The organism is Cognatiluteimonas weifangensis, from assembly GCF_003416885.1.
In the GTDB taxonomy this organism is placed as follows: Bacteria; Pseudomonadota; Gammaproteobacteria; order Xanthomonadales; family Xanthomonadaceae; genus Cognatiluteimonas; species Cognatiluteimonas weifangensis.
In genome coordinates this window covers 1-25,618 of sequence record NZ_QVPD01000011.1, presented here as the reverse complement: position 1 = coordinate 25,618, position 25,618 = coordinate 1, and the positions used below count along the sequence as shown (strand labels likewise).

Here is a 25,618-nt window from a genome sequence, read left to right as displayed (position 1 = left end):
GTCCGGGGCCGCCCTGCAGGCAGGCCGGATGAGGGCCTGCTGCTGGTCACATATAGGTCGTGCGATGTTGCGAACGATTCGCATCCGGCCGGCGCGACGGGTGGTGCGAGCATGACGCGCGCGCGCAATGCGTGGCGTTTCTGCGCCGGCGGACTAGGCGCACTCTGCGCGGGCCGGCTACAATGCCGGCCCTTGGCGGGCGACCGGTGGATCGGGCGCTGCCGCTTGCCGGCGCAAGCCGTCGCAAGCCAATGGTGCGATTCCCTCGGTGTCTCCACGTGGAGCGCCCGGGAGCCAATGCGAAGCCCGCTTCCCCGCGGGCTTCGGTGCGATTCGAGACTGCCCCGGACAGGATGTGCGGGCACAGGTCGGGATGACCGGAGAGGACGCGCGTGCTGGCCCAATACCTGCCGATCCTGCTGTTCCTGGCCGTGACTGCCGGCATCGGCGTCGCCCTGATCGTCGTCGGCAACCTGCTCGGGCCCAAGCACCCGACCGCCGAGAAGCTGTCGCCGTACGAGTGCGGCTTTCCGGCGTTCGAGGACGCGCGCATGCGCTTCGACGTGCGCTACTACCTGGTGGCGATCCTGTTCATCGTGTTCGATCTGGAAATCGCCTTCGTCTTCCCCTGGGCGGTGGTGTTCCGCGAACTCGGCTTGTTCGGGCTGGTGGAAATGGGCGTGTTCCTGTCGCTGCTGGTGATCGGCTTCGTCTACGTGTGGAAGAAGGGAGCGCTGGAATGGGAATGACCCATCGCGTGGCCCCGCGCCGGGCCGCGATCGCGTGCGGAGGCCGGACATGGGCGTGATCCAGACCGTCGAAGGGCTGATGAACAACCCGCTGCCGGAAGGCCGGGTCGACGACATCCTGCGTCCGGGCGAGGAAAACCCGCTGGTCGAGCGCGGCTTCGCCACCACCACCTCCGACGCGCTGCTCAACTGGGCGCGCACCGGCTCGATGTGGCCGGTCACCTTCGGCCTGGCCTGCTGCGCGGTGGAGATGATGCACGCCGGCGCCGCGCGCATCGACCTGGACCGCTTCGGCGTGGTGTTCCGGCCCTCGCCGCGCCAGTCCGACGTGATGATCGTCGCCGGCACCCTGGTCAACAAGATGGCGCCGGCGCTGCGCAAGGTCTACGACCAGATGCCCGACCCCAAGTGGGTGATCTCGATGGGCAGCTGCGCCAACGGCGGCGGCTACTACCACTACTCCTATGCGGTGGTCCGCGGCTGCGACCGGATCGTGCCGGTGGACATCTACGTACCCGGCTGCCCGCCGACCGCCGAGGCGCTGACCTACGGCATCCTGCAGCTGCAGAAGAAGATCCGCCGCTCCACCAACTTCGGCGACCACAAGACGGGCCAGCGCTGAGATGAGCGAGACCACGACTGCCTTTGCCGAGCGCCTGCGCGCGCGCTTCGCCGATGCCCCGGTGTCGGTCGCCCTGCCGCGCGGCGAGGTCGGGATCGTGTTCGACGCCGGCGCCTGGCACGAAGGTTGCCGCACGCTGCGCGACGAGTTCGGTTTCGAAATGCTGATCGACGTCTGCGGCGCCGACTACATGGGCTACGGCAGCGGCGAGTGGGACGTGGGCGTGTCCTCGCAGGGATTCTCGCGCGGGGTCGTGGGCCGCGGGCCGGGGCGCTTCCGCCACGGCCAGATGCCGACCGAACAGCGCCCGCAGCCGCAGGGCGCGGGCGAGATTGCGGTGCCGCAACGGCGTTTCGCGGTGGTGGCGCAGCTGCTGTCGCTGCAGCACAACCGGCGCGTGCGCGCGACCTGCTTCGCCCCCGACGACGAGCTGCCGGTGGTGGATTCGATCGTCGACCTGTGGCCGGTGGCCAACTGGTTCGAGCGCGAGGCGTTCGACCTGTACGGGATCGTCTTCGCCGGGCACCCGGACCTGCGCCGGATCCTCACCGACTACGGCTTCGTCGGCCATCCGTTCCGCAAGGATTTTCCGCTGATCGGCAACGTCGAGGTGCGCTACGACCCCGAGCAGCAGCGCGTGATCTACGAGCCGGTGACCTCGGTGGAGCCGCGGGTCAACGTGCCGCGCGTGATCCGCGACGACAACCGCTACGCCACCGCCCGCGCCGAAGACCGCGACCTCAAGGTCGTCGGCGCCCGGGTCCCGGCAGGAGGGGCCAAGTGAGCACGCAGCCGTCCGGCGTCGCCTTCGCCAGCAATTCCGCCGAAGCGCGGCAGGAAATCCGCAATTACACGATGAACTTCGGCCCCCAGCATCCGGCCGCGCACGGCGTGCTGCGGCTGATCCTGGAGATGGACGGCGAGACCGTGCAGCGCGCCGACCCGCACATCGGCCTGCTGCACCGCGGCACCGAGAAGCTGGCCGAGTCCAAGCCGTTCAACCAGTCGATCGGCTACATGGACCGGCTGGATTACGTCTCGATGATGTGCAACGAGCACGCCTACGTGCGCGCGATCGAGACCCTGATGGGGATCGAGCCGCCGGAGCGGGCGCAGTGGATCCGCACCCTGTTCGACGAGGTCACGCGGATCCTCAATCACCTGATGTGGATCGGCTCGCACGGCCTGGACCTGGGCGCGATGGCGGTGTTCCTGTACGCGTTCCGCGAGCGCGAGGAGCTGATGGACGTGTACGAGGCGGTGTCGGGCGCGCGCATGCACGCGACCTACTACCGCCCCGGCGGCGTCTACCGCGACCTGCCCGAGCGCATGTCCAGGTATCGCGAGTCGAAGTGGCGCAAGGGCCAGTCGCTCAAGCGTTTCAACGAGTGGCGCGAAGGCTCGATGCTGGACTACCTGGAGGCCTTCGCCGCCGACTTCCCCAAGCGCGTGGATGAGTACGAGGTCCTGCTCACCGACAACCGCATCTGGAAACAGCGCACCGTCGGTATCGGCGTGGTGCCACCGGAAAAGGCGCTGGCCTGGGGCATGACCGGGGCGATGCTGCGCGGCTCCGGGGTGGAGTGGGACCTGCGCAAGAAGCAGCCTTACGCGCGCTACGCGCAAGTCGACTTCGACATTCCGGTCGGCGTCAACGGCGACTGCTACGACCGCTACCTGGTACGCGTGGCCGAGATGCGCCAGTCCGCGCGCATCATCAGCCAGTGCGTGCGCTGGCTAAAGGCCAACCCCGGCCCGGTGATCGTCGACAACTTCAAGGTCGCTCCGCCCTCCCGCGAGGAGATGAAGAGCAGCATGGAAGCGCTGATCCACCACTTCAAGCTGTTCAGCGAAGGCTATTGCGTGCCTGCCGGCGAGACCTACTGCGCGGTCGAGGCACCCAAGGGCGAGTTCGGCTGCTACCTGGTCAGCGACGGCGCCAACAAGCCGTTCCGCGTGCACCTGCGCGCGCCCGGCTTCGCCCATCTGTCGTCGATGGACGAGGTGGTCCGCGGGCACATGCTGGCCGACGTGGTGGCGATGATCGGCACCTACGACATCGTGTTCGGCGAAATCGATCGCTAAAGGCATGTACCGATGAGAGCTACCGGCAATTTCGAGAGTGCGCGCAACGTCGACCCGATGGTGGCGTTGAGCGATGCGACCCGCGCGCACATCGATCTCTGGCTGACCAAGTTCCCGCCCGAGCGCAAGCGTTCGGCGACGCTGCAGGGGTTGTGGGCGGCGCAGGAGCAGAACGGCGGCTGGCTCAGCGACGAGCTGATCGCGGCGGTGGCCAAGTACCTGGGCATCCCGCCGGTGTGGGCGTACGAGGTGGCGACCTTCTACTCGATGTTCGAGACCAGGCCGGTCGGCCGCAACAACGTCGCCATCTGCACCAACATCAGCTGCTGGCTCAACGGCGCCGAGGACCTGGTGGCGCACGCGGAGAAGAAGCTCGGCTGCAAGCTGGGCGAATCCACCGCCGACGGCCGCGTCTACCTCAAGCGCGAGGAGGAATGCGTGGCTGCCTGCTGCGGCGCGCCGGTGATGGTGATCAACGGGCATTACCACGAGAAGCTCGACGCGGCCAAGGTCGACGAGCTGCTGGATGCGTTGAAATGAGCGGAGCACGGCGGTAATGGCGCACCAGGACTATTCGCAAGGCTACGGCCCGGTCGGCCCCGCGCCGCAGGAGCACAACGTCGTCTACACGACGCTGCACTACGACAAGCCGTGGGCGTACGAGAACTACCTCAAGACCGGCGGCTACAGCGCGCTGCGCAAGGTCATCGAGGAGAAGATGGACCGTGCCGCGCTGATCGACATGATCAAGCAGTCCGGCCTGCGCGGCCGCGGCGGCGCCGGCTTCCCGACCGGGCTGAAGTGGAGCTTCATGCCGAAGCACGACGGCGAGAAGTACATCCTGTGCAACTCCGACGAGTCCGAGCCGGGCACCTGCAAGGACCGCGACATCCTGCGCTACAACCCGCACGCGGTGATCGAGGGGCTGGCGATCGCCTGCTACGCGACGAATACGAAGGTCGCCTACAACTACCTGCGCGGCGAGTTCCACCACGAGCCGTTCGAGCACCTGGAGGAAGCCACCCGCGAGGCCTACGCCCACGGCTGGCTGGGCAAGAACGTCCTCGGCTCCGGCATCGACATCGACATCTTCAATGCGCTGGGCGCCGGCGCCTACATCTGCGGCGAGGAAACCGCGCTGATGGAGTCGCTGGAAGGCAAGAAGGGCCTGCCGCGCTTCAAGCCGCCGTTCCCGGCCAACTTCGGCCTGTACGGCAAGCCGACCACGATCAACAACACCGAGACCTACGCCTCGGTGCCGGCGATCGTGCGCAACGGCGCCGAATGGTTCCTCAACCTGGGCAGGCCCAACAACGGCGGCGCCAAGGTGTTCTCGGTGTCCGGCCACGTCAACCGCCCGGGCAACTATGAAATCCGCCTGGGCACCCCGTTCGCGCAACTGCTGCAGATGGCCGGTGGCGTGCGCGACGGGCACCGGATCAAGGCGGTGATCCCGGGCGGCTCGTCGATGCCGGTGCTGCCGGGCGAAACGATGATGGGCCTGACCATGGATTACGACGCGATCCAGAAGGTCGGCTCGGGCCTGGGTTCCGGCGCGGTGATCGTGATGGACGAGACCGCCTGCATGGTCCGCGCCTGCCAGCGCATCGCGCGCTTCTACATGCAGGAAAGCTGCGGCCAGTGCACCCCGTGCCGGGAGGGCACCGGCTGGATGTCGCGCATGGTCAATCGGGTCGCCGCGATGCAGGCCACGATCGACGACCTGCGCATGCTGCGCGAAGCCGCCGGGCAGATCGAGGGCCACACCATCTGCGCCTTCGGCGAGGCCGCGGCGTGGCCGATGCAGGGTTTCCTGCGCCATTTCTGGGACGAGTTCGAGTACGCGATCGTGAACAAGCGCTTCCTGGTCGACGACCAGCGCGACGGCAGGGTGGTTCCCAAGGCGGTGACCGCATGAGTCCGGAGCCGGTCAACCCCAACCTGCCGCCAGACCAGGTCACCGTCTTCATCGACGGGGTCGAGCTGGCCGCGCCCAAGGGCTCGATGATCATCCAGGCCGCGGACCGGGCCGGGATCGCGATCCCGCGCTTCTGCTACCACGACAAGCTGTCGATCGCCGCCAACTGCCGCATGTGCCTGGTGGACGTGGAGAAGATGGGCAAGCCGGCGCCGGCCTGCGCCACTCCGGTGATGGACGGCATGCAGGTGCGCACGCGCAGCGAAAAGGCGCTGCGGGCGCAGCGCAACGTGATGGAGTTCCTGCTGATCAATCACCCGCTGGACTGCCCGGTCTGCGACCAGGGCGGCGAGTGCGAGCTGCAGGACCTGTCGCTGGGCTACGGCCGCTCGGTGTCGCGCTTCTCCGAGCGCAAGCGCATCGTCGCCGACGAGGACCTGGGTCCGCTGGTCGCCACCGACATGACCCGCTGCATCCACTGCACCCGCTGCGTGCGCTTCACCGCGGAGATCGCCGGTACCTACGAGCTCGGCGGCATGATGCGCGGCGAGCAGATGCAGATCGGCACCTACGATGGCAAGCCGCTGACCACCGAGCTGTCGGGCAACGTGATCGACGTGTGCCCGGTCGGCGCGCTGACCAACAAGGTGTTCCGCTTCCGCGCGCGGCCGTGGGAGCTGATCGCGCGCGAGTCGCTGGGCTACCACGACGCGCTGGGCAGCAACCTGTTCGTGCACGCGCGCCGCGGCGACGTGATGCGCACGGTGCCGCGCGACAACGACGCGGTCAACGAATGCTGGCTGTCCGACCGCGACCGCTACTCGCACCAGGGCCTGTACGCGGAAGACCGCGCCACCACGCCGTTGCTGCGCGTGGCCCGCAACGGCGACGACGGCGACTGGCGCGAGGCTTCCTGGGACGAGGCGCTGGCCAAGGCCGCGCAGATCCTGGGCGAGCACCGCGGCGACGCCCTCGGCGTGCTGGTGCACCCGGCCACCTCCAACGAGGAAGGCACGCTGCTGGCGCGGCTGGCGCAGGCGCTGGGCAGCGGCAACCTGGACCACCGCATTGCCCAGCAGGACCTGGCCGACGGCGCCGTCGCCGAGGTCTTCGGGATGCCGGTGGCCGACATCGAGCAGGCCGACGCCATCGTCGTGGTCGGCTCGCAGCTGCGCTACGAGGTCCCGCTGCTGCAGGCGCGGGTGCGCAAGGCCTCGCTGCACGGGACCAAGGTGCACGTGGTCAACCCGGTGGACTTCGAGTTCACCTTCGAGATCGCCAGCAAGCGCATCGTGCCGCCATCGCAACTGGCGGCCGCGCTCGGCCAGGTCGAGCTGGGCGAAGCCCGGCGCGTGGCGGTGATCCTCGGCGGCGTGGCCGAATCCAGCCCGTACGCCAGTGCGATCCGCGCCGCTGCGCGCGCCTTCGCCGAGGCCCACGGCGCTGCGTTGTGCCGCATCCCGCAGGGTGCCAACGCGCTCGGCCTGGCGCGCCACGGCGTGCTGCCGGGCGCGCGTGACGCCCAGGCGATGCTGCGCGATCCGCGCGCGGCCTACGTCCTGTACGGGATCGAGCCGGGGCTGGACTTCGCCGACCAGGCGCTGGCGATGCAGGCGCTGGGCCAGGCGCAGGTGGTGGCGTTCAGCCAGTTCGCCTGCCAGTCCACGCGCAAGGTCGCCGACGTGATCCTGCCGATCGGCGCGCTGCCGGAAATCGACGCGATCCTGACCAACCTCGACGGTTTCGACCAGCACGCGGTCGCCGCCGGCAAGCTGCCGGGCGAGGCGCGCGCCGGCTGGCGCGTGCTGCGCGCGCTCGGCGGCGCGCTGGACGCTGCGGGCTTCGACTTCACCGAGCTGGACGAGATGCGCGCCGCAGCGGCGCCGCAGACGGTCGCGGTGGCCCGCGGTACGGCCGCGCCGGTGTCCGGCAACGGGCTGGAGCTGGCGGTGTCGCAGGCGATCTACCGCAGCGACGCGGTCGTGCGCCGCGCCGCCGCGTTGCAGGCGCACCCGCTGACCGTGGGCGCGCGCATCGTGCTGCATCCCGACGACGCGCGGCCGCTCGGGCTGGCGGACAAGGCGGTCGCCAGGGTCGCGGCCGGGCAGGGCGTGGCGACGCTGCCGGTCGCGCTGGACGCGCGCGTCGCCCCGGGCTGCGCCTGGATCGAGTCGGGTTACGGCGCGACCGCGCCGCTGCTCACCGCCGGACGCGTGGAGGTCGCCCGCGCATGAACCCGCTGATGGTCAACTACGTCGATCCGTTCCGCGACTGGCTGCTGGGCTTCGGCAGCGTCGGGCTGGTGGCGTGGATCGTGCTCAAGATCCTGCTGGTGGCGATGCCGGTGATCATCGCCGTCGCCTTCTACGTGGTCTGGGAGCGCAAGCTGATCGGCTGGATGCACGTGCGCCACGGGCCGATGTACGTCGGCAAGGGCGTGCTGCAGGCCTTCGCCGACGTGTTCAAGCTGCTGTTCAAGGAAGTCGTCCAGCCCACGCAGGCGCAGCCGGTGCTGTACATCCTGGCGCCGCTGATCGCGATGGTGCCGGCGCTGGCGGCCTGGGCGGTGGTGCCGTTCGGGGTACGCGCCGCGGTGTCGGACGCCAATGCCGGCCTGCTGTACCTGCTGGCGATGACCTCGCTGGGCGTGTACGGCGTGATCGTCGCCGGCTGGGCGTCCAACTCCAAGTACGCCTTCCTCGGCGCGATGCGCGCCTCGGCGCAGATGATCAGCTACGAGATCGCGATGGGCTTCTCGCTGGTGTGCGTGCTGATCGCCGCCGGCAGCCTCAACCTGACCGACATCGTCATGGCCCAGGCCGGCGACGCCGGCCCGTTCGAGTGGTTCTGGCTGCCGCTGCTGCCGCTGTGCGTGATCTATTTCGTCTCCGGCGTGGCCGAGACCAACCGCGCGCCGTTCGACGTGGTCGAGGGCGAGTCGGAGATCGTCGCCGGGCACATGGTCGAGTATTCGGGCGCGCAGTTCGCGCTGTTCTTCCTGGCCGAATACGCCAACATGATCCTGGTCAGCTTCCTGGTCTCGATCTTCTTCCTCGGCGGCTGGCTCAGCCCGCTGCAGGGGCTGGACATCGGCCACGTGCACTGGCTGCTGGACTGGATCTGGACCGGCGGCTGGCCGTGGCTGTTCCTGAAGGTGTCGTTCTTCGCTAGCTGCTACATCTGGTTCCGCGCCACCTTCCCGCGCTACCGCTACGACCAGATCATGCGTCTGGGCTGGAAGGTGTTCATTCCGCTCACCATCGCCTGGATCTTCGCGACCGCGTTGATGGCGTACTACGGCGTGTTCGAGGTGGGACGCTGATGGCCAAGTTGATCTCCTGGTTCCGGGGACTGCTGCTGATCGAGCTGCTGCAGGGCCTGTGGCTGACCCTGAAATACCTGTTCCGTCCCAAGTACACGCTGATGTACCCGATGGAAAAGACGCCGCAGTCGCCGCGCTTCCGCGGCCTGCACGCGCTGCGCCGCTACGCCAACGGCGAGGAACGCTGCATCGCCTGCAAGCTGTGCGAGGCGGTGTGTCCTGCGCTGGCGATCACGATCGATTCGGAACAGCGCGCCGACGGCACCCGCCGCACCACGCGCTACGACATCGACCTGTTCAAGTGCATCTACTGCGGCTTCTGCGAGGAGTCGTGCCCGGTGGACTCGATCGTGGAGACCCACATCCTCGAGTACCACTTCGAGAACCGCGGCGAGAACGTCGTGACCAAGCCGCAGCTGCTGGCGCTGGGCGACCGCCTGGAGGCGGAGATCGCCGAACGCCGCGCCGCCGACGCCCCGTACCGATGACCCCGCGCCGCTGAGTACAACCGCATGGATTACGCCCTGCTCGCCTTCTACGCCTTCGCCGCCGCGGCCGTGCTTTCCGCCGGCGCGGTGATCGGCGTCCGCAACCCGGTGCACGCCGCGCTGTTCCTGGTGCTGACCTTCTTCACCGTGGCCTGCACCTGGATCCTGGCCGGCGCCGAATTCCTCGGCCTGGCGCTGGTGATGGTCTATGTCGGCGCGGTGATGGTGCTGTTCCTGTTCGTGGTGATGATGCTGGACGTGGACGTGGCGCGCATGCGCGAGGGTTACGTGCGCTACCTGCCGGTCGGGCTGCTGGTCGCGGTGGTGATGCTGGCGGAGATGCTGGCGCTGATCGGGGTGCGCGCGCGCAGCGCGGTGCCGTTCGCCGACAACGCCGCCCACGCGGCGACCGCTGCCGACGTGCCCAACATCACCTGGCTGGCGCGGGCGCTGTTCACCGATTTCCTGCTGCCGTTCGAGGTCGCCGCGGTGATCCTGACCGTGGCGGTGATCGCCGCGGTGATGCTGACCCTGCGCCGCCGCGTGGGCGGCAAGTACCAGAACCCGGCGGAGCAGGCCAACGTGAAGCCGTCGCAACGCCTGCGCATGGTCAGGATGCAGCCCGTGCGCCCGCCGGCCGCGGATGCGTCCCCGGACCCGGAGGCCAAGCCATGAACACCCTCGTCACCGGGCTGGCGCTCGGGCATTACCTCTTCCTGGGCGCGGCGCTGTTCTGCATCGCCGTCGCCGGGATCTTCCTCAACCGCAAGAACGTGATCGTGCTGCTGATGTGCATCGAGCTGATGCTGCTGGCGGTCAACATCAACTTCGTCGCCTTCTCGCGCCAGCTCGGCGACCCGGCGGGGCAGGTGTTCGTGTTCTTCATACTGACCGTGGCCGCGGCCGAGGCCGCGATCGGCCTGGCGATCCTGGTCACCCTGTTCCGCAACCGGCGCACGATCGACGTCGCCGATATCGACATGTTGAAGGGCTGAGCCGATGCCGGGCGTCGAACACATGATTTCCAAGTCGGTGTTGCTGGCGATCGTGCTGGCACCGCTGCTCGGCGCGATCGTCGCCGGGCTGTTCCGCAACCAGGTCGGACGCGCCGGCGCCGCCGGCGTCGCCATCGCCGGCGTGGCGGTCAGCTGCGGGCTGTCGTGCTGGGTGCTGTGGCAACTGGTCGGGCAGGGCGCGCCGCCGTTCAACGAGAACGTCTACACCTGGTTCAGCGTCGGCGACTACCAGTCCCACGTCGGCTTCATGGTCGACAAGCTGACCGCGATGATGATGGTGGTGGTGACCTTCGTCTCGCTGCTGGTGCACGTCTACACCATCGGCTACATGGCTGATGACGACGGCTACCAGCGCTTCTTCAGCTACATCAGCCTGTTCACCTTCTCGATGCTGATGCTGGTGATGGCCAACAACTTCATGCAGCTGTTCTTCGGCTGGGAAGCGGTGGGCCTGGTGTCGTACCTGCTGATCGGCTTCTGGTTCAAGCGTCCGAGCGCGGTGTTCGCCAACCTCAAGGCGTTCCTGGTCAACCGCGTCGGCGACTTCGGCTTCATCCTCGGCATCGCCGCGGTGCTGTACTGGTTCGGGACCATGGACTACGCCACCGTGTTCGCCAACGCGCCGACGATCGCGGGCATGACGGTTTCGGTGATCGGCGGCTACGAGTGGTCGGTGGCGACGCTGATCTGCATCTGCCTGTTCGTCGGCGCCATGGGCAAGTCGGCGCAAGTGCCGCTGCACGTGTGGCTGCCGGACTCGATGGAAGGCCCGACCCCGATCTCGGCGCTGATCCACGCCGCGACCATGGTCACCGCCGGCATCTTCATGGTGGCGCGGATGTCGCCGCTGTTCGAGCTCAGCGCGACCGCGCTCAACTTCGTGCTGTTCATCGGCGCCACCACGGCGTTCTTCACCGGCCTGATCGGCATCGTGCAGAACGACATCAAGCGCGTGATCGCCTACTCGACGCTGTCGCAGCTGGGCTACATGACGGTGGCGCTGGGGGTATCGGCCTACAGCGCGGCCGTGTACCACCTGATGACCCACGCCTTCTTCAAGGCGCTGCTGTTCCTCGGCGCCGGCTCGGTGATCATCGCCATGCACCACGAGCAGGACATGCGCCGCATGGGCGGCCTGCGCAAGTACATGCCGGTGACCTTCTGGACCATGCTGCTCGGTACCCTGGCGCTGGTGGGCACGCCGTTCTTCGCCGGCTTCTATTCCAAGGACACGATCATCGAGGCGGCCGCCGAGCACGCGCACGAGGCCGGCAACTGGGTCGCCAGCTACGGCTACTGGGCAGTGCTGCTGGGCGCCTTCGTCACCGCCTTCTACAGCTTCCGCCTGCTGTACCTGACCTTCTTCGGCGAGGAGCGTTTCCGTCACGCGGCGGCCGAACACGGCCATGACGACCACGCGCACGGCCACGGCGGCGCGCACGAGCCGCACGAGTCGCCGTGGGTGGTGACCGTGCCGCTGATCCTGCTGGCGATCCCGTCGGTGGTGATCGGTTTCCTCACCGCCGGCCCGATGCTGTTCGGGACCGACATGATGGGCCGGGTCGAGCAACTGCCGTTCTTCCTCGGCGCCATCGATGTCGCGGCGGCGCGCGACATGGTGGCCAAGGTCGGCGCCGAGGTCTGGTCCGGGCACGGCCCGGTCGAGTTCGCGCTGCACGGCTTCACGGCGCCGACGTTCTGGCTGGCGTTCGCCGGTTTCGCCCTGGCCACCGTGATGTACTGGTGGAAGCCGGAGCTGCACGTCCGGGCGCGCAAGGTACTGGCCTGGCCGGTGCGGGTGCTGGAGGACAAGTACGGCTTCGACACCCTCTGGATCCAGGGGTTCGCCGGCGGCGGCGTCGCCCTGGGCAAGCTCTCGCGCAAGGCCGACGAACGCGTCATCGACGGCTTCTTCGTCAACGGCAGCGCGCGCCTGCTCGACTTCGGCGCCGGACTGCTGCGCAGGACCCAGTCCGGTTACCTCTACCATTACGCCTTCGCGATGATCCTCGGCCTGATCGGTTTGCTGGCCGTGCTGCTTCGCTACTGGCACTGACGGGCAAGGACCCGCGACGTGAGCCCCGAGCCTTTCAACAGCATGACCTCCAATCCGCTTCCACTGCTCAGCCTGCTGGTGTGGCTGCCGATCCTCGGCGGCGCGTTGTGCCTGGCGCTGGGCAACGCCCGCGCCGCGGCCGCGCGCTGGACCGCGCTGGCGTTCGCGCTGGCGACCCTGGCCGCGAGCGTGCTGCTGTTCACCGGTTTCGACTTCGCCGAGCCGGGCCTGCAGTTCGTGGAGCAGCACGCGTGGATCCCGGCCTACGACATCCAGTACCACCTGGGCGCCGACGGCATCTCGGTGGCGCTGATCGGGCTGACCACGGTGACCACGGTGCTGGTGCTGGTCGGCGCCTGGAGCCCGATCGACCGGCGCGTGAGCCAGTACGTGGCCTCGATGCTGTTCCTGGAAGGCGTGATGATCGGCGTGTTCGCGGCGATGGACGCGATGCTGTTCTACGTGTTCTTCGAGGCGATGCTGATCCCGATGTTCATCCTGATCGGGGTCTGGGGCGGACCGCGCCGCGTCTACGCCTCGGTGAAGTTCTTCCTCTACACCTTCCTCGGCTCGGTGTTCATGCTGGTCGGGCTGATCTACCTGTACCTGAAGGGCGGCAGCTGGCAGATCATCGACATGTACGCGCTGCCGCTGTCGATGCCCGAGCAGATGTGGCTGTTCTTCGCCTTCCTGATCGCGTTCGCGGTCAAGATCCCGATGTTCCCGGTACATACCTGGCTGCCGGACGCGCACGTGGAGGCGCCCACCGGCGGTTCAGTGATCCTGGCCGCGATCATGCTCAAGATCGGCGGTTACGGCCTGCTGCGCTTCAGCCTGCCGATCGTCCCCGACGCCGGCCACGAGTGGGCCTGGCTGGTGATCGCGCTGAGCCTGATCGCGATCGTCTACATCAGCCTGGTGGCGCTGGTGCAGGAGGACATGAAGAAGCTGATCGCGTATTCGTCGGTCGCGCACATGGGCTTCGTCACCCTGGGCATCTTCATCGCTTTCGCGCTGGTGCGCGATTTCGGCAACGTCGACGCCGCGCGCCTGGGCCTGCAGGGCGCGATGGTGCAGATGATCTCGCACGGCTTCATCTCCGGCGCGATGTTCTCCTGCGTCGGCGTGCTCTACGACCGTCTGCACACGCGCCGGATCGCCGACTACGGCGGCGTGGCCAACGTGATGCCGTGGTTCGCCGCGTTCATGATCTTCTTCTCGATGGCCAATTCCGGATTGCCGGGCACGTCGGGCTTCGTCGGCGAGTTCATGGTGATCCTGGCCAGTTTCCAGCAGCATCCGCTGCTGGCCTTCACCGCCGCCACCACCCTGATCACCGGCGCCGGCTACACCCTGTGGCTGGCCAAGCGCATCGTCTGGGGCGAGGTCGGCAATGCCCACGTGGCGCAGATGCAGGACATCGACCTGCGCGAGTGGATCGTGCTCGGCGTGTTCGCCGCCGCGGTGCTGCTGATCGGCGTGTGGCCGCGGCCGCTGACCGACCTGATGGAACCGTCCATCGCGCAACTGGCGAGCCAGCTCGCCGCAAGCAAGCTTTGAGGATGCACGCCGGATGACGCCGACCCTGCCCACCGCCGCCGACTTGCTGCCGCTGCTGCCCGAACTGGTGCTGGTCGGCGCCGCGTTCGCGCTGCTGCTGCTGGACCTGTTCCTGGACGAGCGCCGCCGCGTCGTCACCCACGTGCTGGCGATGGCCGCGCTGCTGGCGGTGGCGGCGATGATCGCCGCCGGCGTTGGCGGCCAGGGCACCGTGCTCAATGGCATGTTCGTGCGCGACACCATGGCCGACGTGCTCAAGATCGCCGCCTGCGCGATCACCGCGCTGTCGCTGATGTACGTGTGGCCGTTCCTGCGCGAGCGCGGCCTGTACAAGGGCGAGGTCGCGGTGCTGATGCTGTTCGCGGTCGTGGGCATGATGCTGCTGATCTCGGCCGGCAGCCTGGTGATGGTGTACCTGGGGCTGGAGCTGCTGGCGCTGGCCTCCTACGCGCTGGTGGCGCTGGACCGCGACAGCTCGCTGGCGTCCGAAGCGGCGATGAAGTATTTCGTGCTCGGCTCGCTGGCCTCCGGCCTGCTGCTGTACGGCATGTCGCTGCTGTACGGCGCCGCCGGCACCCTGGACCTGGCGCAGCTGCAGGCCGCGATCGCCGGTTCGCAGGAAACCACGCTGCTGCTGATGGGCACGGTGTTCCTGATCGCCGGCATCGCCTTCAAGTTCGGCGCCGCGCCGTTCCACATGTGGCTGCCCGACACCTACCACGGCGCGCCGACCCCGATCACGGTGTTCATCGGCTCAGCGCCCAAGCTGGCCGCGTTCGCGATGGCCTTCCGCCTGCTCGAGTCCGGGCTTGGCCCGCTGGACGAGCGCTGGCGGCTGCTGATCGCGGTGCTCGCGGTGCTGTCGCTGGCGGTCGGCAACGTGATCGCGCTGGTGCAGACCAACATCAAGCGCATGCTGGCGTATTCGACCGTCTCCCACGTCGGCTTCCTGTTCCTGGGCCTGGCCGCGGCCGACGCCGAGGGCTACGCCGCGGCGATGTTCTACGCGATCGTCTACGCGATCATGGGCACGGCGGCGTTCGGCGCGGTCGTGGTGCTGGCGCGGCGCGGCTACGAGGCCGACCGCATCGACGACTTCAGGGGCCTGAACGCGCGCAATCCGTGGCTGGCCGGGATGATGCTGATCGCGATGATGTCGCTGGCCGGGATCCCGCCGTTCCTGGGCTTCTGGGCCAAGCTTTCGGTGCTGCGCGCCGCGATCCACGGCGACATGCTGTGGCTGGCGATCGTCGGCATCGTGTTCGCGGTGATCGGCTGCTTCTACTACCTGAAGGTGTGCAAGGTGATGTACTTCGACGCACCCGACGGCGACGCCCCGGCCCCGAGCACCAACCGCCCGCTGCGCTGGGCCTTCAGCCTCAACGCGCTGGCGCTGCTGGTGCTGGGCATGTTCTGGAACCCGATCATGGCCTGGTGCCAGGCGGCCTTTATTTGAGTCCTTCGCAGGAGCCCGCACGTCCCTGTGCGGGTTTCTTAACGAAAGCCCGCCTCAGGCTTGTCACGGCCCTCCGGAAACCGCATAATCCCGCTTCTGCTGCGGGGTGGAGCAGTCTGGCAGCTCGTCGGGCTCATAACCCGAAGGTCGCAGGTTCAAATCCTGCCCCCGCTACCAGCTCTCGCTGGCGATCAAGGCTCCTCGGAGCCTTTTTCGTTTGCGAAGGTCGGGCTTGACGGTCGCATGCGGTACGCGGCCGCGCCGAAATCCAGCGGTATCGGACAAGGGGCCCAATGGGCCCCTTGTTGTTTTCGAAGCCACGCATCGCGCAACCGAACACGCAACGCATGACCGACAAGGCAAACCAGATCGCAGCGCTGCTGGCGCCCACGGTGCAATCGCTGGGGCTGGAACTGCTGGGCGTCGAATACCAGTCGGCTCCCGGCGGCGCGCTGCTGCGCCTGTACATCGACAAGCCGGCGGACGCGCGGCCCGCCGACGCCGACGGCGCGGCGCAGCCGGCGGCGGACACGGTCGGCATCGAGGATTGCGAGGCGGTCAGCCGCGAGGTCTCCGCGCAGCTGGACGTGGCCGATCCGATCAGCGGGCACTACACGCTGGAGGTGTCCTCGCCCGGCGTGGACCGGCCGCTGTTCGCGCCGGCGCAGTTCGCGCGCTTCCTCGGCCAGGACGCCAAGGTCACGCTGAAGCTGCCGCAGGACGGGCGCCGCCGGCTGCAGGGACGGATCGTCTCGGTGGCGGACGAGGAAATCGGCTTCGAGGTCGACGGCCAGCCGCTGTCGGTGGCCTTCGACAACATCGACAAGGCGCGGCTGGTGCCCGACTGGGCGGCACTGGGCCTGGCGCCGGCACGGGACAAGGCGGGGCGCGACGCGCGCCCCGGCAAGCGGAAAGCCGGCCGCAAGCCGGGAAAAGAATAGGCATCGGGCAGGTCGCCGGCAGCGGCGGCAGGCCGGACGGCCCGGCAGGATCGGAAGCAGCCGCTCGCGCTATCGGAGCGGCGAATCGTCGGAACCTTTAGAGAGAATTCTGGTATGAGCAAGGATTTGTTGCTGGTCGTGGACGCGGTGGCGGCCGAGAAGGGCGTGCCGGAGTCGGTCATCCTGGAGGCGATCGAGGCCGCGCTGGCGTCGGCGGCGAAGAAGCGCTACCCGGACCAGGACGTGCTGACCCGCGTCGCCGTGGACCCCAAGGACGGCAGCTACGAGACCTTCCGCCGCTGGGAGGTCGTGGCCGACGACGTGGTGATGGAGTCGCCGGATCGCCAGATCCGCCTGATGGACGCGCTCGACGAGAGCGAGGGCGTGGAGGTCGGCGATTTCATCGAGGAGCAGATCGAGAACCCGGACTTCGGCCGCATCGCCGCGCAGGCCGCCAAGCAGGTGATCGTGCAGCGGGTGCGCGAGGCCGAGCGCGCGCAGGTCGTGGACCAGTGGAAGGACCGCATCGGCGAGCTGGTCACCGGCGTGGTCAAGCGCGCCGAGCGCGGCAACATCTACGTCGACCTGGGCGGCAACGCCGAGGCCTTCATCCCCAAGGACAAGGGCATCCCGCGCGACGTGCTGCGCGCCGGCGACCGCGTCCGCGGCTATCTCTACGACGTGCGCAGCGAGCCGCGCGGCCCGCAGCTGTTCATCAGCCGCGCCGCGCCCGAGTTCATGATCGAGCTGTTCAAGCTCGAGGTGCCGGAAGTCGGCCAGGGCCTGGTCGAGATCAAGGCCTGCGCCCGCGACCCGGGCGACCGCGCCAAGATCGCGGTGCTGGCATACGACAACCGCACCGACCCGATCGGCGCCTGCATCGGCATGCGCGGTTCGCGCGTGCAGGCGGTGTCCAACGAATTGAACGGCGAGCGCGTGGACATCGTGCTGTGGTCGGACAACCCGGCGCAGTTCGTGATCAACGCGATGGCGCCGGCCGAGGTGCAGTCGATCATCGTCGACGAGGAAAAGCACTCGATGGACCTCGCGGTCGCCGAGGACAAGCTGGCGCAGGCGATCGGCCGCGGCGGCCAGAACGTGCGCCTGGCCAGCCGCCTGTCGGGCTGGCAGCTCAACGTCATGACCCAGGACCAGGTCACCGCCAAGTCCGAGGCCGAGCAGGACGCTGCGCGCGCGCTGTTCCAGGAAAAGCTCGAGGTCGACGAGGAAATCGCCAGCATCCTGGTGTCCGAGGGCTTCAGCACGGTGGAGGAAGTCGCCTACGTCCCGGTCGGCGAGCTGCTCGCGGTGGAGGGCTTCGACGAGGACATCGTCGAGGAGCTGCGCTCGCGCGCCCGCGATGCGCTGCTCAACGACGCGCTGGCGGTGGAGGAGGAACTGGACGAGAACCAGCCCGCGCAGGACCTGCTCCAGCTCGAAGGCATGGACGAAGACACCGCCTTCGCGCTCGCCGCCCACGGCGTCCGTACCGCCGACGAGCTCGGCGAGCTCGGCGCCGACGAGGTCGTGGAGTTCGGGATCGAGGGCCTGGACGAGGCGCGCGCCGCGGCGCTGATCCTGGCCGCCCGCGCCGAGGAGATCGCGCGCCTGGAGCGCGAGGGCTAGCGGTTGCGCTCGGCCGATGCCCTGCCGGCATCGGCTGCGGCCGCTGGCGCCCGGCCCTGGATGGCCGGGCCGGACCATCCGAAGCCAGTGCTGCAGCGCCATGGATGGCACAGGATCGCTGACGCAACGACGAGCCACACCCATGTAAACAACCCACCTTCGGAAACAGGCCTTTTGCAGCGAAACGACAGCCGGCGGACACTAAAACCGCTTCCCGACGCCCACCGCAGTAGAATCGCCTGCTTCACGCGCCCGGCCGCAACCGGGCCACAGGACACGGAATTCGCATGACGCAACAAACCACCATCCGCAAGCTGGCCGAACTGGTGAACAAGCCGGTCGACAAACTGCTGGAGCAGCTGGCCGAGGCCGGCATGCGCTTCGACGGTCCCGACCAGGTCGTCACCAGCATCGAGAAGGTCAAGCTGCTCGGCTTCCTCAAGCGCGCCCACGGCAAGGAAGAGAAGGCGGTCGAGGATCTGGCCGCGCCGAGGAAGATCACCCTCAGCCGCAGCCGCAAGCAGGAGCTCACCGTCGGCGGCGGCAAGAACCGCGCCACGGTCGACGTGGTGGTGCGCAAGAAGGTCGTGCTGGTCAAGCCGGAGGCGGCCGCCCCCGCGGCGGCGGCGCCGCAGGACGACGAGCGCGCCGAGATCCTGCGCAAGCTGGAGGAGTCCCGGCAGCGCAACCTGTCCGAGCAGCAGCGCCTGGCCGAGGCCGACCAGCGCCGCGCCGCGGAAGCGGCCGAGCGCAAGCGCCAGGAAGAGGAAGCCGCGCGCCTGGAGGCCGAGCGCGCCGCCGCCGCTGCGGCCGCCCCCGAGGAGGAGGTCGCGCGCAAGAGCCATGTCCATCCGCATCCCAAGCCGGCCGCGCCGCGCGCCGACGACAAGGCCGGGCACAAGCACAAGACCCGCGGCTCGCACGCGATGGTCGCCGGGGTCGAGGACGACGAGCGCGTCAGCCGCTTTGCCGGGCAGATGCACCTGAGCGCCGCCGACCGCGCGCGCCGCAGCACCGGCCGCGGCAAGGCCCGGCCGACCCGCCGCCATGCCGAGCAGGCGCGCTCGGGCAGCGGCTTCACCCGCCCGACCGCGCCGATCGTGCGCGAAGTGGCGATCGGCGACGCGATCACCGTGGCCGACCTGGCGCAGAAGCTGGCGCTCAAGGGCGGCGACGTGGTCAAGGCGCTGTTCAAGATGGGCGTGATGGCGACCATCACCCAGACCATCGACCACGACACCGCGGTGCTGGTGGTCGAGGAGCTCGGCCACACCGCCGTGCGCGCCGATGCCGGCGACGCCGAGTCGGAGCTGCTGGCGCAGGTGGAGGAGCTGCAGGGCGAAAAGCTGCCGCGGCCGCCGGTGGTCACCATCATGGGCCACGTCGACCACGGCAAGACCTCGCTGCTGGACTACATCCGCCGCACCAAGGTCGCCTCCGGCGAGGCCGGCGGCATCACCCAGCATATCGGCGCCTACCACGTCCGCACCGACAAGGGCACGATCAGCTTCCTCGATACCCCGGGCCACGCCGCTTTCTCGCAGATGCGCGCCCGCGGCGCCAGGCTGACCGACATCGTGGTGCTGGTGGTGGCCGCCGACGACGGCGTCATGCCGCAGACGATCGAGGCCGTGCAGCACGCCCGTGCGGCCGGCGTGCCGCTGATCGTGGCGATCAACAAGATCGACAAGTCCGATGCCGACCCGCTGCGGGTCAAGAACGAGCTGCTCGCCCAGGAGGTGGTCGCCGAGGAATTCGGCGGCGACACCCAGATGGTCGAGCTGTCGGCCAAGACCGGGCAGGGCGTGGACAACCTGCTGGACGCGATCACCCTGCAGGCCGAAGTGCTCGAACTGCGGGCGGTGCAGGAAGGCCGCGCCTCCGGCGTGGTGATCGAATCCGCGCTGGACAAGGGCCGCGGCCCGGTGGCGACGGTGCTGGTGCAGCAGGGCCTGCTGCAGAAGGGCGACTACCTGGTCTGCGGCGTGCAGTACGGCCGCGTGCGCGCGCTGTTCGACGAGGGCGGCAAGCAGGTGTCCGAGGCCGGTCCGTCGATCCCGGTGCAGGTGCTGGGCCTGTCGGGCGTGCCCGATGCCGGCGACGACTTCGTGGTGGTCGCCGACGAGCGCCTGGCCAAGGACGTGGCGCAGCAGCGCGACGCCAAGCGCCGCGAGACGCGGCTGGTCAGCCAGGCCGGCAACCGCATGGAAGACATCATGGCGCAGATGGGCGAGGGCTCCGGCCAGCTCAGCCTGCCGCTGATCGTCAAGGCCGACGTGCAGGGCTCGGTGCAGGCTCTGCGCGAGGCGCTGACCGGCCTGTCCAACGACCAGATCCGGATCAACGTGATCGGCTCGGGCGTGGGCGGCATCACCGAGTCCGACGCGCAGCTGGCCGCGACCTCCAAGGCCACCATCATCGGCTTCAACGTCCGCGCCGACGCTTCGGCGCGCAAGGTGATCGAGACCGCGGGCGTGGACCTGCGCTACTTCTCGATCATCTACGACGTGATCGACCAGGTGAAGCAGGTCGCCTCCGGCATCCTGGGCGTGGAGATCCGCGAGGAAATCATCGGCACCGCGGAAGTGCGCGACGTGTTCCGCAGCTCCAAGTTCGGCGCGGTCGCCGGCTGCATGGTGGTCGAGGGCGTGGTCAAGCGCCACAAGCCGATCCGCGTGCTGCGCGACAACACCGTCATCTTCGAGGGCGAGCTGGAATCGCTGCGCCGCTTCAAGGAGAACGTCGACGAGGTCCGCGTCAACACCGAGTGCGGCATCGGCGTGAAGGCCTACAACGACGTCCAGCCGGGCGACCAGATCGAGTGCTTCGAGCGCATCGAGGTGCAGCGCACGCTGTAACCCGGATACCGTAGAACGAAATGCCGCAGAAGAAATCCTTCCACCGCACCGACCGCGTTTCCGCCCAGCTCCGCCGCGAGCTGGGTACGCTGGTGCACGAGGCGGTGCGCGGGCACGGGTTGCCGTCGCTGAGCGTCTCGGACGTGGAGGTCACCCGCGACCTGGCCCACGCCAGGGTGTGGGTGACCGCGTTGCAGCCCGAACGCGCGGCCGAGGCGCTGAAGGCGCTCAAGGCGCTGGCGCCGGAGCTGCGCTACCAGCTCGCGCAGGCGGTCAAGCTGCGGCACGTGCCGGAACTGCACTTCCACTACGACGAGTCGGTCGACCGCGGCGAGCGCATCGAGAGCCTGCTGCGCGAGCGGCCGGATCTCGCCCCCGACGACGACGAAAAGCCGTAAGCCGGCCGGTCGTGGCGATGCGTTTCTTCTCCCCGCTTGCGGGGAGAAGGTGCCCGAAGTGCGGATGAGGGGCCGGTGGAGCGACGCGGATCCAGACCCCCGCTCACGATCCGCGGTATGCGCCACGCACGGTTTGCCACCCGCGCCACACACCTCTCACCCTGATCCGCCATGCGGATCCGTCCCTTTCCCCGCAAGCGGGGCGAGGGTGGGGCGAAGGTCATCCTGCTTCCCCCCTACAATGCCGCCGATGACCCAAAGGCCGCGCACGGTGTTCCGCAAGCTCGACGGCATCCTGCTGCTGGACAAGCCGCGCGGCCTGAGCTCCAACCAGGCGCTGCAGCGCGTGCGCCATCTGTTCCGCGCCGACAAGGCCGGCCACACCGGCAGCCTGGATCCGCTCGCCACCGGCCTGCTGCCGGTGTGCTTCGGCGAGGCGACCAAGATCGCTGGCGGCCTGCTCGGCGCACGCAAGGCCTACGACACTGTCGCCCGGCTGGGCGTGGTCACCGATACCGACGATGCCGAGGGCCAGCCGCTGCGCGAGCGCCCGGTGCCGGCCCTCGGCGTCGAGCGCATCGACGCCGCGCTGCAGGCGCTGACCGGCCGCATCCGCCAGCGCCCGCCGATCTATTCGGCGCTCAAGCGCGGCGGCGAGCCGCTGTACGCCAAGGCGCGGCGCGGCGAGCCGGTCGAGGTCGAGGAGCGCGAGGTCGAAGTACACGCTTTCGAGCTGCAGTCGGCCGCCGACCTGCTCGACGGCTTGTCCGGTGCCGCCGCGCCGCAGCTGCGCCTGCATGTGGAGTGCGGTTCGGGCACCTACGTGCGCAGCCTGGTGCGCGATCTGGGCGAGCTGCTGGGCTGCGGCGCCCATGTCACCGAGTTGCGACGGCTGTGGGTCGACCCCTTCCGCGAGCCGCGGATGTGGACCCTGGAAGCGCTGCAGGCGCTGGCCGAACGCGGCGAGCGCAGCCTCGACGCCTGCCTGCTGCCAATCGAGGCCGGCATGGCCGCCTGGCCGCAGGTCCGGGTGAATGCGGCGCAGGCGCTGCGGCTGGGGCAGGGCCAGAGCGTGGCCGGCGACTTCCGCCCCGCCGGCAGCGTCGCGATTCTCGACCCGGGCGGGCGTGCGCTGGGGCTGGGCGCGGTCGACGCCGCGGGCTGCCTGCGGCCGCAGCGGCTGTTCGCCTGGGCCTGCGTGCAGCCGCCGCGTGCGCCGCCGCCGTAGGCCGGGCTGGAGCGTGCCGCCGCGTCAGGAAGGCCGGCCGGCCACAGCAGGGCCGACACGCGCCCCCGGCCCGGCCCTGGCATGCGCTAACGCCTTGTCCGCAAAGGCCCTGCGGCGCTACAATCCCGCAGCTGATCGCCCCGATCGGCTTCTCCGTTCACATCCTGCACCATCCGCAAGCGGCGGGCCCGGCGGTGCGTCGACGCTGTCACCAGCGTTCCGACGATTTCTGCCGACCACGCGTCTACCCGAGGCAGCACCATGTCCATCGACAGCTCCAGCATCATCGAAGAACACAAGCGCGGCGCCAACGACACCGGTTCCCCGGAAGTCCAGGTCGCCCTGCTCACAGCCCGCATCACCCAGCTCACCGAGCACTTCAAGACCCACAAGCAGGACCACCACAGCCGCCGCGGCCTGCTGATGATGGTCAACCGTCGCCGCAGCCTGCTCGATTATCTGCGTCGCAAGGACGCCGAGCGCTACAAGGCGCTGATCCAGAAGCTGGGCCTGCGCCGCTAGGCAACGCCACGACCGCGGCGCAGCGATGCGCCGCGGTCTCGTTTTGAGCGGTTGCGATCGCGCAACCAGCCGGTGCGCGCAAGGGCGCGTTCCGGTCCAACCGTAAGCAAGCATCCAAGGAACCCGAAGTGGCAAAAATCACCAAGACCTTCCAGTACGGCAATCGCGAAGTCACGCTCGAGACCGGCGAGATCGCCCGCCAGGCCGGCGGCGCGGTCATGGTCAAGTGCGACGGCACCGTGCTGCTGGTCACCGCGGTCGCGGCCAAGTCGCAGCGCGAGGGGCAGGACTTCTTCCCGCTCACCGTCGACTACCAGGAAAAGTTCTACGCCGGCGGCCGCATCCCGGGCGGCTTCTTCAAGCGCGAAGGCCGCGCCACGGAGAAGGAAACCCTGATCTCGCGCCTGATCGACCGTCCGATCCGCCCGCTGTTCCCCGAGGACTACAAGAACGAGGTCCAGATCATCGCCACGGTCATGTCGATGAATCCGGAAGTCGACGGCGACGTGCTGGCGCTGATCGGCGCCTCGGCCGCGCTGTCGCTGGCCGGCACTCCGTTCATGGGCCCCATCGGCGCGGCCAAGGTCGGCTACAGGGACGGCCAGTACCTGCTCAACCCGACCGTCAGCGAGCTGAAGGACTCGAAGCTGGAGCTGGTAGTGGCCGGCACCGCCAACGCCGTGCTGATGGTGGAGTCGGAAGCCGACGAGCTGTCCGAGGACGTGATGCTGGGCGCGGTGATGTTCGGCCATCGCGAGATGCAGAAGGTCATCAACGCGATCAACGAGCTGACCGTCGAGGCCGGCACCAAGCCGTCCGCCTGGCAGGCGCCGGAGAAGAACGAGGCCATGATCGCCGCGCTCAAGGAAGCCGTCGGCGGCAGGCTGGCCGAAGCCTTCCACGTGCGCGACAAGCTGCAGCGCCGCGACGCCATCGCCGCGATCAAGAAGGACGTGATGCAGGCGCTGGCCGGCCGCGCCGAGGAAGCCGGCTGGAGCGCCGGCGAGATGGCGAAGGAATTCGGCGAACTGGAATACCAGACCATGCGCGGCTCGGTGCTCGACACCAAGGTCCGCATCGACGGCCGCGCGCTCGACACCGTGCGTCCGATCGCCTCGCGCGTCGGCGTGCTGCCGCGCGTGCACGGCTCGGCGCTGTTCACCCGCGGCGAGACCCAGGCGATCGTCGCGGTCACCCTGGGCACCGCGCGCGACGGCCAGATCATCGACGCGGTTTCCGGCGAGTACAAGGAACACTTCCTGTTCCACTACAACTTCCCGCCGTACTCGGTCGGCGAAGCCGGCCGCATGATGGGCCCCAAGCGCCGCGAGATCGGCCACGGCCGCCTGGCCAAGCGCGGCGTGCTGGCGGTGATGCCGACGATGGAGGCGTTCCCGTACACCATCCGCGTGGTCTCGGAAATCACCGAGTCCAACGGTTCCTCGTCGATGGCTTCGGTCTGCGGCAGCTCGCTGGCGCTGATGGATGCCGGCGTGCCGATCAAGGCGCCGGTGGCCGGCATCGCCATGGGCCTGGTCAAGGAAGGCGACAAGCACGTGGTGCTGAGCGACATCCTCGGCGACGAGGACCACCTGGGCGACATGGACTTCAAGGTCGCCGGTACCGCCGAGGGCATCTCCGCGCTGCAGATGGACATCAAGATCCAGGGCATCACCGAGGAGATCATGCGCACCGCGCTGGCGCAGGCCAAGGCCGGCCGCCTGCACATCCTCGGTGAGATGGGCAAGGCGCTGACCGCGCCGCGTCCGGAGCTGAGCGACTTCGCGCCGCGCCTGATCACGATCAAGATCCACCCCGACAAGATCCGCGAGGTGATCGGCAAGGGCGGTTCGGTGATCCAGGCGATCACCAAGGAAACCGGCACCCAGATCGACATCCAGGACGACGGCACCATCACCATCGCCTCGGTGAACGCCGCCGCCGGCCAGGCCGCCAGGCACCGCATCGAGCAGATCACCTCGGACGTGGAGCCGGGCCGGATCTACGAGGGCAAGGTCGCCAAGCTGATGGACTTCGGCGCGTTCGTCACCATCTCCCCCGGCAAGGACGGTCTGGTGCACGTCTCGCAGATCTCCAACGAGCGCGTGGAGAAGGTCAGCGACGTGCTCAAGGAAGGCCAGATGGTCAAGGTCAAGGTGCTGGAGGTCGACAAGCAGGGCCGCATCCGCCTGTCGATGAAGGCGGTCGAGGAAGGCGAGGGCGCCACCGTCGGCTGAGCCGCGGCGCCAGCGCAGGAATCGAAAAAAAGCGGGCTTCGGCCCGCTTTTTTTTCGTTTTCTTTCTGCCACGTCACTGTCCGGGCGTTCTGCCGGTCGGCTTCGACGCAATCGTCGCGCAGGCCATTCATGGCGCCCGAGCTTTTTTGTGGCGCTTCTCCCGGCTGCGGGGCCGGCTTCGGAGTGCGTTGCCGTCCGGCGGGCAAGGATGGCCATGCCCTGCTGACGACGTCCTGCTTTGAGGAAGGCCTGAAGGAGCGTTGTCGTCATTCCCGCGAAAGCGGGGATCCGGTGTTCTCAAGCCATCGAAAACGAGACTCGGGGTAGGCGTGCGCGCGCCGCGTTTTCGCGGCGGATAAGAAGCCGAGCTGGTCGAACGCTTCTCGGCCGTCGTCGTTTGTGGTGCTTCTCTCGGCTGCGGGAGATCGGCTTCGGCAGGAGTCGCCGGCCGGCGGGCTGGGGGTGCTGCGCCCTCCTGACGACCTCCTGTCTTTAAGTCGGGTCGTGGACCCTCCATGGTCCACTCTCCGCACCCC

General features: G+C 68.7%; 20 protein-coding genes, 1 tRNA gene and 1 pseudogene. All 22 read left to right on the top strand.

The features are described from left to right. Window positions 1–392: 392 nt before the first annotated feature. Window positions 393–749, top strand: a complete 357-nt coding sequence (locus D0Y53_RS10170; protein ID WP_117203125.1) for an NADH-quinone oxidoreductase subunit A — start codon at window positions 393–395, stop codon at window positions 747–749. 49 nt (window positions 750–798) lie between these two features. Beyond that, window positions 799–1,371 carry a NuoB/complex I 20 kDa subunit family protein gene (locus D0Y53_RS10165; protein WP_117203123.1) on the top strand — a complete coding sequence of 191 codons (573 nt, stop codon included), beginning with the start codon at window positions 799–801 and terminating at the stop codon, window positions 1,369–1,371. Between the two features lies 1 nt (window position 1,372). Continuing rightward, window positions 1,373–2,155, top strand: a complete 783-nt coding sequence (locus D0Y53_RS10160) for an NADH-quinone oxidoreductase subunit C (protein WP_117203121.1) — start codon at window positions 1,373–1,375, stop codon at window positions 2,153–2,155. A gap of 71 nt (window positions 2,156–2,226) precedes the next feature. Further along, entirely contained in the window at window positions 2,227–3,456 is a 1,230-nt protein-coding gene (locus D0Y53_RS10155; protein WP_233511754.1) for an NADH-quinone oxidoreductase subunit D, read from the top strand. A gap of 12 nt (window positions 3,457–3,468) precedes the next feature. Next, window positions 3,469–3,996 carry an NADH-quinone oxidoreductase subunit NuoE gene (nuoE, locus tag D0Y53_RS10150; RefSeq protein ID WP_117203117.1) on the top strand — a complete coding sequence of 176 codons (528 nt, stop codon included), beginning with the start codon at window positions 3,469–3,471 and terminating at the stop codon, window positions 3,994–3,996. A 16-nt stretch (window positions 3,997–4,012) separates the two neighbouring features. Next, entirely contained in the window at window positions 4,013–5,374 is a 1,362-nt protein-coding gene (gene nuoF, locus D0Y53_RS10145) for an NADH-quinone oxidoreductase subunit NuoF (RefSeq protein ID WP_117203116.1), read from the top strand. After that, window positions 5,371–7,608, top strand: coding sequence for an NADH-quinone oxidoreductase subunit NuoG (gene nuoG / locus D0Y53_RS10140; protein WP_117203115.1), 2,238 nt, complete (start codon window positions 5,371–5,373; stop codon window positions 7,606–7,608). The genes nuoF and nuoG overlap by 4 nt, the downstream gene beginning before the upstream one ends. Then, window positions 7,605–8,696, top strand: coding sequence for an NADH-quinone oxidoreductase subunit NuoH (nuoH, locus tag D0Y53_RS10135; RefSeq protein ID WP_117203114.1), 1,092 nt, complete (start codon window positions 7,605–7,607; stop codon window positions 8,694–8,696). The genes nuoG and nuoH overlap by 4 nt, the downstream gene beginning before the upstream one ends. Further along, entirely contained in the window at window positions 8,696–9,184 is a 489-nt protein-coding gene (nuoI, locus tag D0Y53_RS10130) for an NADH-quinone oxidoreductase subunit NuoI (RefSeq protein ID WP_117203113.1), read from the top strand. Before nuoH ends, nuoI begins: the two co-directional genes overlap by 1 nt. Window positions 9,185–9,208: 24 nt before the next feature. Next, complete coding sequence (locus tag D0Y53_RS10125) at window positions 9,209–9,859, top strand: NADH-quinone oxidoreductase subunit J (protein WP_117203112.1); 651 nt, start codon at window positions 9,209–9,211, stop codon at window positions 9,857–9,859. After that, window positions 9,856–10,179: an NADH-quinone oxidoreductase subunit NuoK gene (nuoK, locus tag D0Y53_RS10120; RefSeq protein WP_117203111.1), complete on the top strand. Its 324-nt coding sequence runs from the start codon at window positions 9,856–9,858 to the stop codon at window positions 10,177–10,179. The genes D0Y53_RS10125 and nuoK overlap by 4 nt, the downstream gene beginning before the upstream one ends. Before the next feature lie 4 nt (window positions 10,180–10,183). Next, window positions 10,184–12,256 carry an NADH-quinone oxidoreductase subunit L gene (nuoL, locus tag D0Y53_RS10115; RefSeq protein ID WP_117203110.1) on the top strand — a complete coding sequence of 691 codons (2,073 nt, stop codon included), beginning with the start codon at window positions 10,184–10,186 and terminating at the stop codon, window positions 12,254–12,256. A 42-nt stretch (window positions 12,257–12,298) separates the two neighbouring features. Next, the gene (locus D0Y53_RS10110) at window positions 12,299–13,816 is read left to right on the top strand and encodes an NADH-quinone oxidoreductase subunit M (RefSeq protein WP_117203109.1); all 1,518 of its coding nucleotides are present in this window, start codon (window positions 12,299–12,301) and stop codon (window positions 13,814–13,816) included. 13 nt (window positions 13,817–13,829) lie between these two features. Beyond that, window positions 13,830–15,272 (top strand): NADH-quinone oxidoreductase subunit NuoN, encoded by a 1,443-nt coding sequence (nuoN, locus tag D0Y53_RS10105; protein WP_117203108.1) that lies wholly within the window; start codon window positions 13,830–13,832, stop codon window positions 15,270–15,272. Window positions 15,273–15,372: 100 nt separating this feature from the next. Then, window positions 15,373–15,449, top strand: a tRNA-Met gene (locus D0Y53_RS10100). Between the two features lie 170 nt (window positions 15,450–15,619). After that, window positions 15,620–16,213, top strand: coding sequence for a ribosome maturation factor RimP (locus D0Y53_RS10095; RefSeq protein WP_117203107.1), 594 nt, complete (start codon window positions 15,620–15,622; stop codon window positions 16,211–16,213). Window positions 16,214–16,327: 114 nt separating this feature from the next. After that, window positions 16,328–17,839 (top strand): transcription termination factor NusA, encoded by a 1,512-nt coding sequence (gene nusA / locus D0Y53_RS10090; RefSeq protein ID WP_117203106.1) that lies wholly within the window; start codon window positions 16,328–16,330, stop codon window positions 17,837–17,839. A gap of 287 nt (window positions 17,840–18,126) precedes the next feature. Next, a complete protein-coding gene (infB, locus tag D0Y53_RS10085; RefSeq protein ID WP_117203105.1) occupies window positions 18,127–20,697 on the top strand; it encodes a translation initiation factor IF-2 in 2,571 nt (856 codons plus the stop codon). A gap of 20 nt (window positions 20,698–20,717) precedes the next feature. Then, the gene (gene rbfA / locus D0Y53_RS10080) at window positions 20,718–21,095 is read left to right on the top strand and encodes a 30S ribosome-binding factor RbfA (RefSeq protein ID WP_117203104.1); all 378 of its coding nucleotides are present in this window, start codon (window positions 20,718–20,720) and stop codon (window positions 21,093–21,095) included. A gap of 241 nt (window positions 21,096–21,336) precedes the next feature. Further along, entirely contained in the window at window positions 21,337–22,323 is a 987-nt protein-coding gene (gene truB, locus D0Y53_RS10075; RefSeq protein WP_386724910.1) for a tRNA pseudouridine(55) synthase TruB, read from the top strand. A 261-nt stretch (window positions 22,324–22,584) separates the two neighbouring features. Beyond that, on the top strand, window positions 22,585–22,845 hold the full coding sequence (rpsO, locus tag D0Y53_RS10070) for a 30S ribosomal protein S15 (RefSeq protein WP_117203103.1): 261 nt from the start codon (window positions 22,585–22,587) through the stop codon (window positions 22,843–22,845). A 128-nt stretch (window positions 22,846–22,973) separates the two neighbouring features. After that, a pseudogene (gene pnp / locus D0Y53_RS10065) lies at window positions 22,974–25,083 on the top strand (polyribonucleotide nucleotidyltransferase); the annotation flags it as partial. Window positions 25,084–25,618: the final 535 nt, after the last annotated feature.